This is a genomic window from Exiguobacterium sp. SH31 (assembly GCF_001816105.1).
GTDB classification, from domain to species: Bacteria; Bacillota; Bacilli; order Exiguobacteriales; family Exiguobacteriaceae; genus Exiguobacterium; species Exiguobacterium aurantiacum_A.
The window spans coordinates 1-19,498 of the sequence record NZ_LYTG01000077.1; the positions used below are offsets into that span (position 1 = coordinate 1).

Sequence of the window (19,498 nt, forward strand, 5' to 3'; positions counted from 1 at the left end):
GACCCCCAACTACTTTCGGCGCTGAAGCGCTTAACTTCCGTGTTCGGCATGGGAACGGGTGTGGCCGCTTCGCTATCGCCACCAGACATATATGAGATTAACATTATTTTTACATAATGTCAAACTTTTTTTGAAAGATTACTCTCTCAAAACTGAAGACTCATCAAGTTCAAACCGTTTCTAGATCAAAGCCTCGACCGATTAGTATCATTCAGCTCCACACGTCGCCGTGCTTCCACCCATGACCTATCTACCTCATCGTCTCTGAGGGGTCTTTCTTGATTGCTCAAAGGGAAATCTCATCTCGGAGGGGGCTTCATGCTTAGATGCTTTCAGCACTTATCCCGTCCGCACGTAGCTACCCAGCGATGCTCCTGGCGGAACAACTGGTACACCAGCGGTGCGTCCATCCCGGTCCTCTCGTACTAAGGACAGCTCTCCTCAAATTTCCTGCGCCCACGACGGATAGGGACCGAACTGTCTCACGACGTTCTGAACCCAGCTCGCGTACCGCTTTAATGGGCGAACAGCCCAACCCTTGGGACCTACTCCAGCCCCAGGATGCGATGAGCCGACATCGAGGTGCCAAACCTCCCCGTCGATGTGGACTCTTGGGGGAGATCAGCCTGTTATCCCCAGGGTAGCTTTTATCCGTTGAGCGATGGCCCTTCCATGCGGAACCACCGGATCACTAAGCCCGACTTTCGTCCCTGCTCGACTTGTAGGTCTCGCAGTCAAGCTCCCTTCTGCCTTTGCACTCTGCGAATGATTTCCAACCATTCTGAGGGAACCTTTGGGCGCCTCCGTTACTGTTTAGGAGGCGACCGCCCCAGTCAAACTACCCGCCTGACACGGTCCTCCAGCCGGATCACGGCTGCGAGTTAGAGACTCTATACGCAAAGGGTGGTATCCCAAGGATGTCTCCACCGAAGCTGGCGCTCCGGCTTCACAAACTCCCACCTATCCTGTACATCGCGTACAAAGCCTCAATATCAGGCTGTAGTAAAGCTCCATGGGGTCTTTCCGTCCTGTCGCGGGTAACCTGCATCTTCACAGGTACTATGATTTCACCGGGTCTCTCGTTGAGACAGTGCCCAAATCGTTACGCCTTTCGTGCGGGTCGGAACTTACCCGACAAGGAATTTCGCTACCTTAGGACCGTTATAGTTACGGCCGCCGTTTACTGGGGCTTCGGTTCAGTGCTTCTCTTGCGATGACACATCCCCTTAACCTTCCAGCACCGGGCAGGCGTCAGCCCCTATACTTCATCTTGCGATTTAGCAGAGACCTGTGTTTTTGCTAAACAGTCGTTTGGGCCTATTCACTGCGGCTTATGTTGCCATAAGCGTCCCTTCTCCCGAAGTTACGGGACCATTTTGCCGAGTTCCTTAACGAGAGTTATCCCGCGCGTCTTAGAATTCTCATCTCGCCTACCTGTGTCGGTTTACGGTACTGGCGCCGACCTCCTTACTAGAGGCTTTTCTTGGCAGCGTGAAATCCGGTACTTCGCCCTACGGGCTCCACATCACAGCTCAACCTTGTGTGCCGGGCGGATTTGCCAACCCGACGGCCTCGCTGCTTGTCCGTGCACTTCCAGTCGCACGGTTACCTTATCCTTCTGCGTCCCCCCATCGTTCAAACGGTGGTACGGCGGTACAGGAATATCAACCTGTTGTCCATCGCCTACGCCTTTCGGCCTCGGCTTAGGTCCAGACTAACCCTGAGCGGACGAGCCTTCCTCAGGAAACCTTGGGCTTTCGACGGAGGGGATTCTCACCCCTCTTTTCGCTACTCACACCGGCATTCTCACTTCCAAGCGCTCCACGGCTCCTCACGATACCGCTTCACTGCTGCTTGGAACGCTCCCCTACCATTCCTTACGGAATCCATAGCTTCGGTGGTATGTTTAGCCCCGTTAAATTTTCGGCGCGGCGTCACTCGACTAGTGAGCTATTACGCACTCTTTGAATGGTGGCTGCTTCTAAGCCAACATCCTAGTTGTCTGTGCAACGCCACATCCTTTTCCACTTAACATACACTTTGGGACCTTAGCTGATGGTCTGGGCTGTTTCCCTTTCGACTACGGATCTTATCACTCGCAGTCTGACTCCCGAGTACAAGTTGCCGGCATTCGGAGTTTGACTGAATTCGGTAACCCTGTGGGGGCCCCTAGTCCAATCAGTGCTCTACCTCCGGAACTCTTCACCTCGAGGCTAGCCCTAAAGCTATTTCGGGGAGAACCAGCTATCTCCAGGTTCGATTGGCATTTCACCGCTACCCACACCTCATCCCCGCACTTTTCAACGTGCGTGGGTTCGGACCTCCAGTCAGTGTTACCTGACCTTCATCCTGGACATGGGTAGATCACCTGGTTTCGGGTCTACGACGACGGACTGATGCGCCCTATTCAGACTCGCTTTCGCTGCGGCTCCGCCTCATCAGCTTAACCTTGCCCGCCATCGTAACTCGCCGGTTCATTCTACAAAAGGCACGCCATCACCCGTTAACGGGCTCTGACTACTTGTAGGCATACGGTTTCAGGATCTATTTCACTCCCCTTCCGGGGTGCTTTTCACCTTTCCCTCACGGTACTGGTTCACTATCGGTCACTAGGAAGTATTTAGCCTTGGGAGATGGTCCTCCCGGATTCCGACGGGGTTTCACGTGTCCCGCCGTACTCAGGATCCACTCTGGAGGGGATAAGATTTCAGCTACAGGGCCGTCACCTTCTCTGGCCGACCTTTCCAGGTCGTTCACCTATCCTATCCCTTTGTAACTCCGTATAGAGTGTCCTACAACCCCAGGAAGCATGCTTCCTGGTTTGGGCTGTTCCCGTTTCGCTCGCCGCTACTCAGGGAATCGAATTTTCTTTCTCTTCCTCCGGGTACTTAGATGTTTCAGTTCCCCGGGTTTGCCTCACGCCGTGCTATGTATTCACACGGGTGTCCCGCCAGTCTCCCGGCGGTGGGTTCCCCCATTCGGATACCTCTGGATCAAAGTGCACTTACCACTCCCCAGAGCATTTCGCTGTTCGTCGCGTCCTTCATCGGCTCCTAGTGCCAAGGCATCCACCGTACGCCCTTTCTACCTTGATCTAGCGTTTCTAAGACACACGGTCCGAACGGACCATGCATATTGTTCTTGGTTTGATGTCTTGATGAATCTTCAGTTTTCAAAGAACAATCGAGGGACGAACCCTCAAAACTGAACGATGGGCAATGCCACATGGGCATTTTCCTTAGAAAGGAGGTGATCCAGCCGCACCTTCCGATACGGCTACCTTGTTACGACTTCACCCCAATCACCTGTCCCACCTTCGGCGGCTGGCTCCTTGCGGTTACCTCACCGACTTCGGGTGTTACAAACTCTCGTGGTGTGACGGGCGGTGTGTACAAGACCCGGGAACGTATTCACCGCAGTATGCTGACCTGCGATTACTAGCGATTCCGACTTCATGCAGGCGAGTTGCAGCCTGCAATCCGAACTGAGAACGGCTTTCTGGGATTGGCTCCACCTCGCGGCTTCGCTGCCCTTTGTACCGTCCATTGTAGCACGTGTGTAGCCCAACTCATAAGGGGCATGATGATTTGACGTCATCCCCACCTTCCTCCGGTTTGTCACCGGCAGTCTCCTTAGAGTGCCCAACTGAATGGTGGCAACTAAGGACAAGGGTTGCGCTCGTTGCGGGACTTAACCCAACATCTCACGACACGAGCTGACGACAACCATGCACCACCTGTCACCCCTGCCCCCGAAGGGGAAGGTACATCTCTGTACCGGTCAGGGGGATGTCAAGAGTTGGTAAGGTTCTTCGCGTTGCGTCGAATTAAACCACATGCTCCACCGCTTGTGCGGGTCCCCGTCAATTCCTTTGAGTTTCAGCCTTGCGACCGTACTCCCCAGGCGGAGTGCTTAATGCGTTAGCTTCAGCACTGAAGGGCGGAAACCCTCCAACACCTAGCACTCATCGTTTACGGCGTGGACTACCAGGGTATCTAATCCTGTTTGCTCCCCACGCTTTCGCGCCTCAGCGTCAGTTATAGGCCAAAGAGTCGCCTTCGCCACTGGTGTTCCTCCACATCTCTACGCATTTCACCGCTACACGTGGAATTCCACTCTTCTCTCCTATACTCAAGCCTTCCAGTTTCCAATGGCCCTCCCCGGTTGAGCCGGGGGCTTTCACATCAGACTTAAAAGGCCGCCTGCGCGCGCTTTACGCCCAATAATTCCGGACAACGCTTGCCACCTACGTATTACCGCGGCTGCTGGCACGTAGTTAGCCGTGGCTTTCTCGCAAGGTACCGTCAAGGTGCCGCCATTGCCTGCGGCACTTGTTCTTCCCTTACAACAGAACTTTACGACCGAAGGCCTTCATCGTTCACGCGGCGTTGCTCCATCAGACTTTCGTCCATTGTGGAAGATTCCCTACTGCTGCCTCCCGTAGGAGTCTGGGCCGTGTCTCAGTCCCAGTGTGGCCGATCACCCTCTCAGGTCGGCTATGCATCGTCGCCTTGGTGGGCCATTACCCCACCAACTAGCTAATGCACCGCAAAGCCATCCCCAGGCGACGCCGAAGCGCCTTTCATCCTCGAACCATGCGGTTCGATGACCCATCCGGTATTAGCCCCGATTTCTCGTGGTTATCCCAGACCTGAGGGCAGGTTCTTTACGTGTTACTCACCCGTCCGCCGCTCATTCCGTCGACTTCCCCCCGAAGGGTTCCGTCGATTTCCTGCGCTCGACTTGCATGTATTAGGCACGCCGCCAGCGTTCGTCCTGAGCCAGGATCAAACTCTCCAAAGAATTTGATATAGCTCTTGAAAATGACGAAGCTTGCGCTTCATTCAAAACTTGTAAAACTTTTTTTTGCCTCATCGTTCAGTTTTCAAAGTTCGTCTGTCGCGCTTAGCGACTAAATGATAATAACATTTCTTTTCAAATCATGTCAACAACTTTTTTCTCGTTTTCCGAAAGCGTTGTTGGCAACAGAGATAACTATATCATCCTCCAAACTGCCTGGCAAGCATTATTCTAAAAAAACTTTAGAAAAATTCATCTTCTCTTTATTACTAAGGAAGGAATCACTCTCCGCTACTTGAATACGTTCCCTATACTTATTCACAGAAGGCGGCCACACCATGCACCAACTACAACCAAAACACAGGTCGCCCCTACGTATCTGGGCTGGGACACAAGCAGATACGCTCAAGCGAAGTCTCCGGACTAGAAGCACTATGCGTCCACGAAAAGTAAAACGTCGTTACCTCATTTGATCCACACCCATCGCACACCTTTATACAGAAAACTCCGTGATGTCGATATGGAAATGCAACGAAACAAAGTGATCAAGTTAAATATCGCGATCAAACAACTCAATAATTTAATCGTCCACCCTGGTGAAGTATGATTTCACTGGAAGTCAATCGGACGACCGACAAAACGGAAAGGTTATGTCGACGGAATGATTCTTCACTATGGAAAAATCATAACCGGTGTCGGCGGTGGCTTATGCCAAATTTAATTTACTGGATCACGTTGCACAGTCCCCTCACTGTCACCGAACGCTATCGGCACAGTTACGATGTCTTTCTGGACTCAAGACGTGATCAACCTTTCGAAAGCGGGGCGACATGTTCATACAATTATCTCGATCTGCAAATTACGAATCAGACAACCCAAACATATCAATTACTTCTATATATAGAAGGAAATGAACTTGTCGGCGAATGGCGGTCCGACATCCCGCCGGCCGTTAGTTATAAAATATACGAACAAAACCACCATTTCACAAAGGAATGGTGGGGCGGGACACTGCTGCGCAACGAGTTCATCACCGAAAACCACGCACTCACGATGTATGACCCGTTCCTGCCAGAAAACACTGCATACAAAAAGGCCGACTCTTGATCGAGTCGGCCTTAGTCACGTTATGCGTGCGGTAAGAACATGAAGTAAGCAAGGAAAATGACGAGCATCCCGTACATGATTGGATGAATTTCTTTCGTCTTCCCTTTCGCGATCATCATGAGCGGATAAAGGATAAACCCAAGTCCAATCCCAGTAGCAATCGATGACGTGAGCGGCATCATGATAATCGTCAAAAATGCCGGAACCGCGATTTCGATTTTTTTCCAATCGATATCAAGGAGAGCCGAAGCCATCAACACACCAACGATGATGAGCGCCGGTGCCGTGACCGGTGCCGTGACTACTGCCAAGAGTGGTGAGAAGAACAACGCTAACCCGAAGAAGAGACCTGCGAACACAGCAGTCAACCCTGTACGACCACCCGCCGCTACACCCGCTGACGATTCGACGTAAGACGTCGCTGTCGATGTACCGAAGATCGCACCCGCAACCGTTGCAGTCGAATCCGCCATGAGCGCCTTACTAGCACGTGGTACTTTATTTTCTTTCATGATTCCAGCTTGACGCGCAACAGCAACGAGTGTTCCTGCCGTATCAAAGAAGTCGATGAAGAAGAACGTCAAGATGACGATGAGCATTTGAAGCGTGAAAACCTCACCGAAGTTGATGAATGCTTGGCCGAACGTCGAAGACATGCTTGGCGGCATCGATACAACATCTGAAATTGCAGTCGGTGTCGGTACGAGACCGAAAATCATTCCCGCGATGGCTGTCAACAACATCCCAATGAAAATTCCACCCTTGATGTCTCGAGCCATCAACAATGCACTGACGACGAGACCGAATACCGCGAGAAGCGTAGTTCCTGTCCCGAGCGACCCAAGGCCGACAAGTGTCGCTTCGTTCGCAACAACAATTCCAGCATTTTTCAAGCCGATGAAGGCGATGAAGAAACCAATCCCTGCCGCCACCGCCATTTTAAGCGGAGCCGGAATCGCGTTAACGACCGTCTCACGAATACCTGAGAGCGTCAAAGCGATAAAGAACAATCCTGAGACGAGTACACCTGAGAGCGCCGTCTGCCACGGGATGCCCATCCCGATGACGACACTGTAGGCGAAGAAGGCGTTAAGCCCCATACCTGGCGCGATGGCGATCGGATAGTTGGCGAATAGCCCCATCGTGACCGATCCAATAAGTGCGACGAGACCGGTTGCCACGAAGACGGCACCCATGTCCATCCCAGCAGCCCCAAGCACGTTCGGGTTGACAAACAAGATGTACGCCATCGCGAGGAATGTCGTGAATCCTGCGACGAGTTCGGTTTTAACGTTCGTTCCAAGTTCTTTCAACTGGAAGTGACGTTCGATCCGGCTTTCTGACGGTTGATGTTTCGGTTCTTGCTTGAGCTGTGTGCTCATTGGTTTTCCTCCTTGGCTCGCCGTAAAACGAGAAAGGTCCCCGATCAATGACCGAGGACCCCACGCGAAACATACAGGGACAGACGTCCCCTTATATATGTCTCGCCGTAGTGAAATCATTTAAGGTGATTTCGTAGAGACTCTCGGGCCATATTCCCGATATTATACGGCAAAATTTAATTTGATTGTTCGGATATGAATAAGAACGTTTTTATCTTATCAGCGTTAAAATCGAATGTCAACAAAATGACGGATTTTATTAATATTTTTTCGTTAAATGTTCGGAAATAGACAAAAGCAGAGGGATTCCCCTCTGCTCAAGTTTATTCCCACTCGATTGTTGCTGGTGGCTTCGATGTGATGTCGTACAGGACACGGTTGACGTGACTGACTTCATTGACGATTCGAACTGAAATCTTTTCAAGCACGTCCCACGGGATACGTGCCCAGTCCGATGTCATCCCGTCAATCGACGTGACGGCACGAACGCCGACCGCATAGTCGTACGTCCGCTCGTCGCCCATGACCCCGACCGAACGGATCGGTGTGAGGACAGTGAAGTACTGCCAGATATCGCGTTCGAGTCCAGCCTTCTTCACTTCTTCGCGAAGGATCGCATCCGACTCGCGTACGATTTCAAGCTTCTCTTCCGTGATCTCACCGAGGACGCGAATGCCAAGACCCGGTCCCGGGAACGGCTGACGCCAAACGATGTATTCAGGAAGGCCGAGTTCTGTACCAAGTTCCCGTACTTCATCTTTGAATAGCGTGTTGAGCGGCTCGATCAACGTGAAGTTCATATCTTCAGGCAGGCCACCGACGTTATGGTGCGACTTGATCGTCTGCGCCGTGTCAGTACCGCTCTCGATGATATCCGTGTAAAGCGTCCCTTGGGCAAGGAAGTCCATATCGACGAGTTGAGACGCTTCTTCGTCAAACACGTAAATGAACTCATTGCCGATAATTTTCCGTTTCTGTTCCGGATCCGAGACACCGGCTAGTTTCGCCATGAAACGTTCTTGCGCATCGATTTTGATGACTTTCATGTTGAATCCGTCCGCGAACGTCTTCATGACGCTATCCGCCTCATTTTTACGGAGCAAACCATGGTCGACGAACATACACGTCAACTGGTCCCCAATCGCACGATGGACGAGTGCTGCGACGACAGATGAGTCGACACCGCCAGACAAGGCGCAGAGGACTTGTTTATCGCCGACGATCTCACGGATCTTCTCGACTTCGATGTCGATAAAGTTCTCCATCGACCACTCGCCTTTGGCACCACACACTTCATAGATGAAGTTTTTCAAGATGTCGTTGCCGTACTCCGAGTGACGTACTTCCGGATGGTACTGGACACCATACATTTTGAGGTCGTCGTTTTTGATCGAGGCGACCGGGCAAGACGGGTTCGTCCCATCGACGATGAACCCTTCCGGTGCTTCCATGACGAGGTCACCGTGGCTCATCCACACCGTATGCTCAACCGGTAACCCTTTATAGAGGGCAGATGCTTCAGGTGTCGAGAACAGCGTCGCTTTCCCATACTCGCGATGGGCCGCACGTTCGACGCGTCCACCGAAATGATGCGTCATGAGCTGCATCCCGTAACAGATCCCAAAGATCGGGATGCCGAGTTCAAAGATTTCCGGATCGCAGCGGTACGCACCTTCCGCGTAAACACTGTTCGGTCCGCCCGAGAAAATAATACCGGCCGGGGCAAGTTCACGAATCTCGGCAGCGGTCATCTTATGGGAATGAAGCTCACTGTACACCCCAAGGTCACGCACTCGGCGTGTGATCAACTGATTGTATTGTCCTCCAAAGTCGAGCACCAAAATCATTTCTTGTTCTATCTTCACAAAACCTCCACCTTTCTGCCTTCATCTCAAAAAAAGAGCGAGCCTCTCCCCCGGATTCACCAAACCGAAGAAGAAGCACGCCCTTTTTTCTGTATACGAAACGTGCTCCTTCATAGTCGGTCCATTTACGGTGGTCCGGTAGAGACTCTCGCGCCAATTCGCGAGTATATACGAAGGAATGCTTTGTTCAATTGTCTAACTAATGCGTCTATCTTACTGTATGCACCCGTTCACTTCAACTCATAATTCGGCGAATCATGATTTTCCAATATTCTTTATATTTTGAATTCGGAGTTTGATCAGCGTAAAGGCTCTGTTCGAACAAGCGTGTCAGGCGCGTCATTTCGTCCGATTCATAGTACGCATCGACTTCGGCCGCGAGCTCGGACGGCGTCCGGCCCTCAACTTTAAATCCGGCGCCGCGAAGCCGTTTCACGAGATAACGATGCATCGCCACGAGACGTGGTTCATTGAGCGGACGTCTCGTCCACCAGAGGACCATGATCAACCGTTCGAGTGACTTGCGGTTCCAGACGAGCAAGGCGGCTGCAAAAACGATGAGCACCCAAGCCCAAACCGGTATGTTCCACGACTCGGCCGCTGTCTCGCCTGTCACGACGTCGTCGAGCGCCAAGTCTTCTTGCGGACGGTTTGTCTGTTGATCATTTTGGTTCGCCTGAGGGTCGTTCGCCACGGGATCATCCGCTTGCGTGTCCGATTCTGTCTCGACTTGCAACAAGTTGGCGTCAGAGAAACTGATCGTCGCCTCGAGCGGCACCCAACCAGCCCCTTCCACGAAATACTCGACCCACGAGTGGGCGTGGCGGTTTCGGACCGTATATTCTTCCTCACCTTGGATGACTCCGCGTGTATCCCCCATCGTAAAGCCTTTCACCCAACGCGTTGGCACACCGTTCGCCCGCAGGAGCACGGCCGCTGACGTTGAGAAGTTATCACAGTACCCAACGAGCGTATCGAACAAGAACTGGTCGACATAGTCGGTCTCGCCTTCAGGGGTTGCCACATCTTCCGTGTCATATTGGAACTCGCCTGACTGGAAGAAGGCTTGGATCGCTTGCGCTTGTTCGTAAGGGTTCTCACTGTCGGCCATAATCTCGACCGCTAAATCACGGACCCGGTCCGGTAGCGTATCCGGCAACTGCAAATAAGCTTGTTGCTCCTCGTCCGTCAACGTCGTCACCGGTTCGTTCAGCTCGAGTTGTTGTTCTGTAAATGAAGGGACGCTGTATCGCAACTGAATCGTTTCCGGCGTCACTTGTCCGTCATTATCGAATACGATTTTTCCGGAGGGGCGAATGTGGATCGTCTCATTCGGGAACGACTCTTCGATGTCTCCGACAAGGAACTCCGTCCCACTCTCCGTCTCCGCTGCCTGCGGGTATTCCCCGCCATAGGGGACGAACGACTGGCGGCGGTCAAATCGGAGCAACGCCTGTTCCGGGGTCGTATCGACCTCATCGTCGACGAGCTGCCCCCGGTTATAGTCAGAATCGAGGACAGGGGATTCAACCCATCCTTTACCCGTATAAATCTCTTTTGCCTCGATGCGCCAATAGCGGGCCGGCACACCCCGTGCGATGAAGACGATGCCGTCATCTTGTTCGAACGGACCGCCGAGCTGTTCGTCGTTCACGCCATAACCGACGCGACCACTCCCCGAACCGCCCTCGTTCACCGCGTTTTGGAAACTCGTCGTCAATCGATCAGACCAGTCCCCTTCGATTGTCGGAGACACACTGCCAAGTACGATGACAACCGCAGCTAGCAGGCCGATGCTGACGTAACGGACGAGAGATTTGCTCGGACGCTTCGCCACATCGGTCACGAACAAGAGAAAGAGCGATGCCAAGATGGCGAATAGGATATTACTTTCACCATCATAGAGCGTCCATGTGTCAAAATACGCCATCAATCCAAGCGTCGAGACGATCATTCCGAGAACGAAGCCGTAGCTCGGGTACGTCCGACCGACCAAAATGGCAAACAAGACACCGATGAGCGCCATCGCCGAGAAGAAAATCGCTTCTTCAGGCAGCGCCCCGCTCAATACACCTGTCAAGTCGTCGAGCCATAGTCCGAACCAGTCGAGCAAACTGCCGTGATAGATGTAGAGGACAGTAAAAAAGTTGAGGACGACGACAGCGATAAAGCCGTACCAAGGGAGCAGGCTCGCAAACATCGGCACGAGCAGCAAAAATAAAAACGGCCAGTTCACATCAAACGTCGTGCTTCCGACGATCGGTTCAACCCAAAATGACAACAAGTAAGCGGCCAGGGCCGTATAAACGATTCGCTTCACCCACTCGGTCATGTCGTCACCTCATTCGCCGTATAGAGATGATAGCTGCCTTGGGTCTCATGCATGAGTTCGCGCACCCATTTCGTCTCGAACGGGCTAATCAAAATCAAGTTGCCCGTCTCCTGCGGCATGTTGCGCTTGACCCGCTCGACGAGACGGGCTTCCGGTTCCGGCGTCGCCGTCAACAGATAATGCCCAAGCTCGGCACTTTGGTCCGGCAAGTGGAACAAGCGGACCTGCTCTTCAATGACGTACAGTTCAAACGGCAAGTTTTTGCGCTCGAGTTGCCGAATCGCCCCGACGAGCAGTGACAGCGAACGTTCGAACGCTTCCTCATGCCCAGCCGAAGCCGACGGCACGAATACGAGCGATAGTTTCTTTTCTTGTTCTTGGTCGAACGTCTTCGTCATCAAGTTGTCTCGACGGGCCGACGCTTTCCAATCGATCCGGCCGATACGGTCACCGGCCGCATACTCACGGACACCGCTCGTCGTATTGGCGACTTCGGTATATGTCCGGGTGCGCCGATATTGCTCGCCCCGTCCGCCGACGTGTTCATCGCGCGGCAAATCGAAAGGCAGTTCAGCCGGGGAGACTTCGACGACCGTCTCAATCCGAAGCGTCCGTTTACGGTCGAATAACCCAAAGACGTCACGCACGTGAAGGAGTGTCCGGTCAAACACATGAATGCCTCGTTTAATGTGTTCAATCTCATAATGGATCGTCTCACTACGTCGAAAGAAACGATCGACCGGAGTGACGATCGGATCCGTCACTTCGGCCAAGCGTGATGGCGGTGCCTCTTCAAGCGTGACGACACCGACGAGGAACGGGTACTTCCGTTCGATTCGAAGTGCCACGTCCATCGTCTGCCCAGAGACGAGCCGTTTTGTCGTGACGCGACGAGACACGTTCGCCGCCGTGACCGGATACACCATGAACAGCGTCCAGTACACGGTCAAGACGAAAAATGACCACCATAGCGTCGACGCGACAATACTCCCCTCGATGCGAGCGAACGCATAAAGTCCGAATGCCGCCGCCCAGACGAGGAACAGCTTCATCCAATTTTTCATACTTCCTTGACCTCGCGATCCATCGGGACGGGAAGTGTGTCGAGCCACCCTTTGACGAGTTGCTCTGACGTCTTCCCTTTATAGCGCGCTTCCGCCGTCAACAATACCCGGTGCCCGAGCACGTTACCAGCGAGTGCTTTGACGTCATCCGGTAAGACGAAATCACGGTTATGGATGTATGCCCACGCCTGAGCCGTTTTCATTAGAGCGAGCGTCGCCCGCGGACTTCCGCCGAGGTATGTGAACGGGTCGTTCCGCGTCTCATGAATCAAGCGGACGATATACTGCTTGACCGCGCTCGAGACGTGAACGTCGCGTACTTCACGCTGCATCTGTTCCACTTCTTCTTTCGAGATGACACTTTGCAACGCTTCTAGCGGTTCTGCCTTCTCGAAGCGGGTCAACAAGGCAATCTCCTCATTGAATGACGGATAGCCCATCTCGATTTTGAGAAGGAAACGGTCGAGTTGGGCTTCCGGTAACGGGTACGTCCCTTCATGCTCGATCGGGTTTTGGGTCGCCATGACGAAGAACGGCGACGGAAGAATCTTCACTTCGCCGTCAACGGTCACACTGCGCTCCGCCATCGCCTCTAAGAGCGCCGACTGCGTCTTCGGTGACGTCCGATTGATCTCGTCGGCTAGGACGATGTTGCCCATGAGCGGGCCGGGACGATATTCAAACTCTTTCGTCTTTTGGTTATACATCGAGATGCCCGTCAAATCGGACGGGAGCATGTCTGGAGTGAATTGAACGCGTTTAAAGTTAAGGTCGATGGCACGGCTGAAGGCACGGACGAGCATCGTCTTCCCGACACCCGGGACATCTTCTAACAGCACGTGACCTCCGGCAAGCAAAGCAGTCAAACTTTTCGCGATGACATCTTCTTTTCCGACGATCACCGTCTCAATGGCGGTGATGATCGATTGAATGGCTGGACGATAAGACATGGCCGACTCCCCTTTTTCTCTTGTTCCTGTCTCTTCCGAAATTCGAATGTTCTGATTTTATTGTGACATATTGAGCCGCTTGAATGAAAGAAATACATCGTACGAATCGGCTTTCCGTTCTTTACCCGAAAACAGGCGCCCTCTCTCCAAAACGAGCGGCGCCTTCGATATTTATTTAGGTCGTTCAATCTCGAACTGTTCACCGAGTTTGGCATAAAAATCACCAGCCAGACGGCTGACCGGTGCTAATTGCGCTGCGTCGATGCGCCCGGCTTGATACAATTCGGGATCGACATGAAAACGGACGACACGGGCGATTAAAACATCGGCCGTCACTTTTCCGTCATGTTCAATCGGAACGTGATGATGAAGTTTACACTCCATCCGGATTTTCGCTTCTTTGACACCCGGCGTTTCAATGACGTCACTCGGTTCGAGCGTGAACGTCGTCCGGTCGAGCTCACTTTCCTCTGGCCCTAGGCTCGCCGCCGTCTCGTTTACGAGTGCGACATTCGTCTCATCGACGATATGAATCACGAGTTCCTCAGTCGCAACTGCATTCCGAGCCGTATCTTTCATGACGCCGTCTTTTCGTTGGATGGACACCGAGACGAGCGGAGGGTTTGACGCAATGATATTAAAGTAACTGAATGGGGCAGCATTGACGACATCACCGTTGCGCGTCGTCACAAAAGCAATCGGCCGCGGGACGATGCTCCCGATTAAAAACTTATACGTGTCTCGTTCAGTCAATGCAGTCGGATCGATTGATAACATAATCCACCTCTTCTTTATATTGTTACTTTCAAGCTAGCTGTTCCGAATGGACGATGTCAAACGTAAACGCATCGGAATGTGTAGGATTATTAAATTCGGGGTATATCCGTCTAGATGTGTTAATTAGAGAAAAAGAAAATCAGCCGATTTCACAGTACATGAGCAGTTCGGTTTTCAGACGATTTCTCTTTATGTATATTTCGATTATTTGATGAATGAAGTGGAGTGGTTTTCAAAAAAGGAAGGAAGTAGAGCGTATTATGGGCAAGTGGATTGAACAATTGGACAGTCGCCAAATACTCCGTATCTTATACGGAGTATTTATCGCTAGCCTCGTTTTGACCGGGATCGGAGCTTGGGTCGTTCGAGACGGGACAGTCTCGTCGAGCGAACTGATGTCGCTACGTTGGATTTGGGTAGTCGGGTTAGTTATGTTTATCGGAGCTATTTTATTAATCGGGCGACCGCTCATCAAACGGATGGCTGCTCAAAACGAAAACATGCACGCGAAGCAGCAAGAGACGCAACAAGTGCTCGAGGAATCAAAACAAAATGAGACCAAACTACAATCCCGAAACGAATTGATTGAAGTGCTCGCCTCGAAGGAATCGTTATTCGACTATTCTTCAGTCATCGAAAAAATCGTCTTGTTGACCGAAGCGGAATTCGGGGCGTTGATGCTCGTCAAGGACGGAGAAATCCATTCGGTCGTCCCAAATGGAATGACCGAGGAGCAACAAGAGAGCTTAATCGAAAAATCATATTTATTACAACGTACCATGACCTCACAAGCACTCGAGGCCACGTCGAAAAAAATTGCCGACGATGTTCACAATTATCCTTACTATATACACGAGACGGCCATCCCGGTAAAGGACCCGTCTGATGGCAAGATGATCGGGTGCCTCTACCTCGCTTGTTATGACGAACAGTTCGATGCGAGTGAAAAGTCGGAATTGAACGCGTTCGCGAATCAATTGGCGATTTCCTTGCTACGGACACGCCTTTACAGTCAGATGCAACAAGACCGGAAAGAGACGGCCCAATTGATCAACTCGGTGCGCGAAGCGATCCTCTACTTGAACTACGAAGAACAGACCGTCGTCGGTAACCGGGCTTTCGTGCGCATGTTCGATGAGCTTCAGTTCGAATACAAAGGCTATGAGGAATTGGCCACCGTCTCGATTGATATCGAACAGTTGGCCGAACGCGTCGACCAACGTGAGTTGTTTATCGACTATGTCGAACGCGTCTTCAACCAAGACCCTCCGGTAGACGGACTTTCGATTTCGCTCGACCAGGGGGATTGTTACCTTCAAGTGTACGCGGAGAGTATTTACCGGGACGAGACGCTTCACGGAACGATGCTCGTCTTACGTGATGTGACGGCTGAAACCGAAATTGACCGAATGAAGTCTGAGCTCGTCTCGACCGTGTCTCATGAATTACGGACACCGCTGTCATCGATTTACGGATTCACAGAATTGATGCTCGAACGTAATTTGAAAGACAGCCGCCGTGAATTGTATTTGAAGACGATTCATGACGAGGCGAAACGCCTCTCCTACTTGGTCAGCGACTTCCTCGACCTTCAAAAGATGGAGGCCGGGAAACAAACCTTTGAGTGGGAACATGTCGATTTGTATACACTAGCACGCGACAGCATCACATTCTACCAAGAGACGACCGACCTGCACCATATTCACCTCGACGCCGACTCGGCCCAAGATTTTCAAATCGAGGCAGATCTCGCCGGGATGCAGCAACTACTCGGCAACTTGCTCAGCAACGCCATCAAATACTCACCAGAAGGCGGCAACGTCCTCGTCTCGCTCGAACGGATCGACGATCAAGTCGTCATAAAAGTACGCGATAACGGAATCGGAATTCCTTCGTCCGCTCTGCCGAACTTATTCGGAAAATTTTATCGTGTCGACAATTCGGATCGTCGTAAAATCGGCGGCACCGGGCTTGGCCTTGCCATCTGTAAAGAAATCACTAAAGCACACGAAGGCCACCTTCATGTCGAATCAGTTTACGGTGAAGGCAGCACGTTCATCTGTGAATTACCCACTTTAAAAGAAGCGATTCATCAATGAACACGATTGGCATTGCAGCCGATCGTGTTTTTTCACCGCTTTTTTTCTTTTTAATAAAGGAATCTTTTGGCATAATATAGAAAAACAATAGCAACGGAACAGAATTCGTTCACTCGGTTATACCTACGCCAATATTCTTACACGTCTTTCACAGAAAAGAAGATATACTAAGGAAGAAGAGAGACACACGATTGGAGGTCATCAAGTTGGATCACCAGGACCCACCCGCGTTTTCAGAATTAGGTGACTTTAAACAATGGGGACGTTTTGATTTAAACGTTCCACTTCAAGGTGGACAAACCGAACTCCAGATTGCCGTATCTATCGTGAGAAATCACATTCCGCGTCGCTTGGGTGGTTTCTACATCATTGCGAACGAGGATCATATCCTCCATAGCGGTTCCCACGATGCAAACCTGCAAAAGCACATCATCCACTTGATCCAACAAGTACAGGCAGGCCATGCGGAACAAGAGTCACTTCTCCATGAATCGTTTTGGACGGTCCACTATTTTACTACACCATGAGAGAGACGATTCGGGCGTCTCTTTTTTTGTGCATAAAAAAACGCCTCCTTTTGGGAGACGTTATTCGGATTGCGACATAATTGCTATTACTTTTTCGTAGTATTCAGTAGCTAATTTGTACTTGCCGTTTTCTCTTAGTTCTCGCGCAAGCCAAAATGCATATTTTTTTGTGTACATGTATTCATCATGAGATTCGAAATATGAGACTGCTTTTTTCAAACTGAAAATCAGCTCATCTACATTTTTTTCTTTGAAATAATTCAAATATATATCAAAATGATGATTGAATTCCTCTATTTCATTTTCTTTTTTCATTAAATCATATCCTACTGCTAACCATTCCACCACTCCTTCTTCGTTACTTTGATCAAAGTTAACTTCAATTAATGATAAAACACTGTATAGTTTACTTCGCACCTCAATTTTATATTCAAAACTCTCAATAAAATACTGCAGAGCTTTATCTCGCTCCCCAAGCAGAGAATAAATTTCACCCATATTGTTGTAAAGCATTCCATAATAATTCTTTAAATCCGTGGCACTTATCACTTTAATCGCTTTCTGATAGTAAGATAACGCATCAGAAAAACGCTTTCTCCTCTTATAAGATAGACCAATAATTAAATGACATTCTACAATTCTCTCTAAACAAAAATTCTCTTGGAAATAAACGAGTGCAAATTTCACATTTTCAATTGCTTGAATATTATCTGTAAATTTATAGTAAAGTCCGCCCATGATGTAACGGATATCAGCAACTTCCCAATCAGGTATTCCTGAACCCGCCAATTCTTCGTTTAATTTTTCTACAAGTTCAAAGGCAATCTCTTTCTCATTCTTTTGAAACATCTTTAGAGCCTTTATAATTGTGTATCTTAACTGATCATCTTTGGTCAACTGGTCTTCAATCCAACCAACCTCTGTAACATATTGCTCATCACCACCAGGCATCATACCGAATCTTGCTAGAGTAACCATTAAAGTAATATACAAAGTCTTCGACTGTTTGACAGCTGGGTGTTCTATATATTTTTTAATGATATTTTGCTTTTCTTGATCATTACGATTTAAGATTGCTTCTTTTAGTAGACTTCGAATTTCACTTCTTACTTTCTCCACTTGATTACTAAAGTCAAAATAAAGTGGTACATCCAAATCTAACCTATCAAAAATAAGTTCCAGAACTTCTTCACTAGGAGAAGTTTGATTATTTTCAATTTTACTTAAATAAGAAACTGAACAAATCCCTCGGGCTAAAACGGTTTGTTTCATATTTTTTCTCATTCGCTCTACTTTAATTAGGTTTCCATAGTTATATTCCATTATAAGCAGTAGCCCCTTTGCCCTAATATCAGACAGTTTTTTCGTTATCAACCCTCTATTTCTTTCGAACCCAGGAAAATTTAAACGTTTCATATAAATAAACAGGCCTTTTGACTGAAAATTTCCCAACAACTCACAGTTCGACCGATAGGAAATTCATGATAAGATTTAACTATTAAAGAGTAATCACTTAAGAGAAATTTAGGTATAAAGATTCAACTTGAAGGAATAAAAGGAATTTAAGTCAATGGAGGTGAATATGTCATATGGGTAAATTAAACTTTTTACTTGCAGAAGATTACATTAAGCCTAGAATATACTTCCAGTCTAAGCAAGCGTCTTCTTTCAAGGCTTCCTATTCCTATGCTGACACTAAACAGTTCGAGGGATTAGAATATCTGACCCAATTGTTACGTTCATCTAAAGGCTTTATCCTTAACGCGTTTCAAATTGATTACTATCAGGCTTTACCGAAACTGATTGCTAGAACGCTTCAAGAAAATCGTTCTCATAGAAAGCTGTATATTCTTGGGCCTGAACTGTCTCTCTCTATTCTAAAGCGCAGTTCAAAAACCGTCTATGAGAAACATTTTCAGGAGTTCGGCTATATCAACATTGAACAGGAGCAACAAAGTGTCATTAGCCAGTGTCTATCTTTATTGAAAGAAGGACACATCCTATACATTCTTCCAGAAGCATCAATCTGTTGGCGACCTGAACCGCTCCAACAGTTTGAAAATCAATTTCCTCCTCTTTGCAGCACACTGCTCAGTCAAGAAGCCCATGTTCCAATTTTGTCATCTGCTACGACAGAAGAGTCTGACAAAGTTACTCTCTATGAACCGAACATGCCACAACAATTCATCGGAGATTTTGAATCACGGATTGCTCAACAATCTGAAGCAATCTACACATTGCTAGAATCTCCCCTCTCTGACTACTGAGCAACATCATACTAGGGATCATAGCTTATCCACATAAACCAATACACATAGGAGGAATTTGATCATGAAAAAAGCAACAGGATTCTTTTTTATCGCAGCAGCAATTTTTCTACTAGGAAGTTCGTTTAAACCACTAGCAGAAGAAGCTCCACGTATTACCAAAATCGAAGCTCCAGTTTTAAAATATGCTGAAGAAGCTCCACGCATCACTAAAGTTGAATCACCGATCAGAAAGTTTGCTGAAGAAGCTCCACGTATTACTCAAGCAGTAGAAACAGCTAAACCCTTTTCTGAAGAGCTTCCACGCCTTATCTAATTTTAAAAAGCG

The 19,498-nt window shown here is 49.5% G+C and carries 11 protein-coding genes, 3 rRNA genes, 1 pseudogene and 2 riboswitches; of the genes and pseudogenes, 5 read left to right on the forward strand and 10 right to left on the reverse strand.

The annotated features are described in order from the left end of the window. The 3 genes from rrf to A6395_RS10845 all read right to left on the reverse strand — a co-directional run. Nucleotides 1-86 (reverse strand): 5S ribosomal RNA (rrf, locus tag A6395_RS10835); the annotation flags it as partial. A 95-nt stretch (nt 87-181) separates the two neighbouring features. Next, nucleotides 182-3,095, reverse strand: a 23S ribosomal RNA gene (locus A6395_RS10840). Between the two features lie 147 nt (nt 3,096-3,242). Beyond that, nucleotides 3,243-4,803: ribosomal RNA gene (locus A6395_RS10845) — 16S ribosomal RNA — on the reverse strand. A gap of 335 nt (nt 4,804-5,138) precedes the next feature. Here A6395_RS10845 and A6395_RS10850 point away from each other — a divergent pair. After that, nucleotides 5,139-5,907 (forward strand): annotated as a pseudogene (locus A6395_RS10850) (VanW family protein). Nucleotides 5,908-5,927: 20 nt separating this feature from the next. On the opposite strand, the gene A6395_RS10855 reads toward A6395_RS10850, so the two are convergent. The 6 genes from A6395_RS10855 to A6395_RS10880 form a co-directional block, all read right to left on the reverse strand. Then, nucleotides 5,928-7,289: an NCS2 family permease gene (locus tag A6395_RS10855; RefSeq protein WP_071399037.1), complete on the reverse strand. Its 1,362-nt coding sequence runs from the start codon at nt 7,287-7,289 to the stop codon at nt 5,928-5,930. Nucleotides 7,290-7,377: 88 nt separating this feature from the next. Then, nucleotides 7,378-7,479, reverse strand: a riboswitch (purine riboswitch). Nucleotides 7,480-7,612: 133 nt separating this feature from the next. Further along, a complete protein-coding gene (gene guaA, locus A6395_RS10860) occupies nt 7,613-9,136 on the reverse strand; it encodes a glutamine-hydrolyzing GMP synthase (RefSeq protein WP_071399046.1) in 1,524 nt (507 codons plus the stop codon). A 111-nt stretch (nt 9,137-9,247) separates the two neighbouring features. Continuing rightward, a riboswitch (purine riboswitch) is annotated at nt 9,248-9,348 on the reverse strand. 41 nt (nt 9,349-9,389) lie between these two features. Next, complete coding sequence (locus A6395_RS10865) at nt 9,390-11,486, reverse strand: transglutaminase domain-containing protein (protein WP_071399038.1); 2,097 nt, start codon at nt 11,484-11,486, stop codon at nt 9,390-9,392. Beyond that, on the reverse strand, nt 11,483-12,550 hold the full coding sequence (locus tag A6395_RS10870; protein WP_071399039.1) for a DUF58 domain-containing protein: 1,068 nt from the start codon (nt 12,548-12,550) through the stop codon (nt 11,483-11,485). The genes A6395_RS10865 and A6395_RS10870 overlap by 4 nt, the downstream gene beginning before the upstream one ends. After that, nucleotides 12,547-13,500, reverse strand: coding sequence for an AAA family ATPase (locus A6395_RS10875; protein WP_071399040.1), 954 nt, complete (start codon nt 13,498-13,500; stop codon nt 12,547-12,549). The genes A6395_RS10870 and A6395_RS10875 overlap by 4 nt, the downstream gene beginning before the upstream one ends. 171 nt (nt 13,501-13,671) lie before the next feature. After that, nucleotides 13,672-14,277 carry a flavin reductase family protein gene (locus A6395_RS10880; RefSeq protein WP_071399041.1) on the reverse strand — a complete coding sequence of 202 codons (606 nt, stop codon included), beginning with the start codon at nt 14,275-14,277 and terminating at the stop codon, nt 13,672-13,674. 260 nt (nt 14,278-14,537) lie between these two features. Between A6395_RS10880 and A6395_RS10885 the strand changes: the two genes are divergently transcribed. Together A6395_RS10885 and A6395_RS10890 are read left to right on the forward strand one after the other, a co-directional pair. After that, complete coding sequence (locus A6395_RS10885) at nt 14,538-16,376, forward strand: ATP-binding protein (RefSeq protein WP_071399042.1); 1,839 nt, start codon at nt 14,538-14,540, stop codon at nt 16,374-16,376. A 206-nt stretch (nt 16,377-16,582) separates the two neighbouring features. Continuing rightward, a complete protein-coding gene (locus A6395_RS10890) occupies nt 16,583-16,903 on the forward strand; it encodes a hypothetical protein (protein ID WP_131441758.1) in 321 nt (106 codons plus the stop codon). Nucleotides 16,904-16,963: 60 nt separating this feature from the next. On the opposite strand, the gene A6395_RS10895 is transcribed toward A6395_RS10890, so the two are convergent. Next, on the reverse strand, nt 16,964-18,319 hold the full coding sequence (locus A6395_RS10895; RefSeq protein ID WP_233589744.1) for a helix-turn-helix domain-containing protein: 1,356 nt from the start codon (nt 18,317-18,319) through the stop codon (nt 16,964-16,966). Between the two features lie 173 nt (nt 18,320-18,492). Between A6395_RS10895 and A6395_RS10900 the strand changes: the two genes are divergently transcribed. Next, nucleotides 18,493-19,170, forward strand: coding sequence for a hypothetical protein (locus tag A6395_RS10900; RefSeq protein WP_071399044.1), 678 nt, complete (start codon nt 18,493-18,495; stop codon nt 19,168-19,170). A 64-nt stretch (nt 19,171-19,234) separates the two neighbouring features. Further along, on the forward strand, nt 19,235-19,486 hold the full coding sequence (locus A6395_RS10905) for a hypothetical protein (protein ID WP_071399045.1): 252 nt from the start codon (nt 19,235-19,237) through the stop codon (nt 19,484-19,486). Nucleotides 19,487-19,498 lie beyond the last annotated feature (12 nt).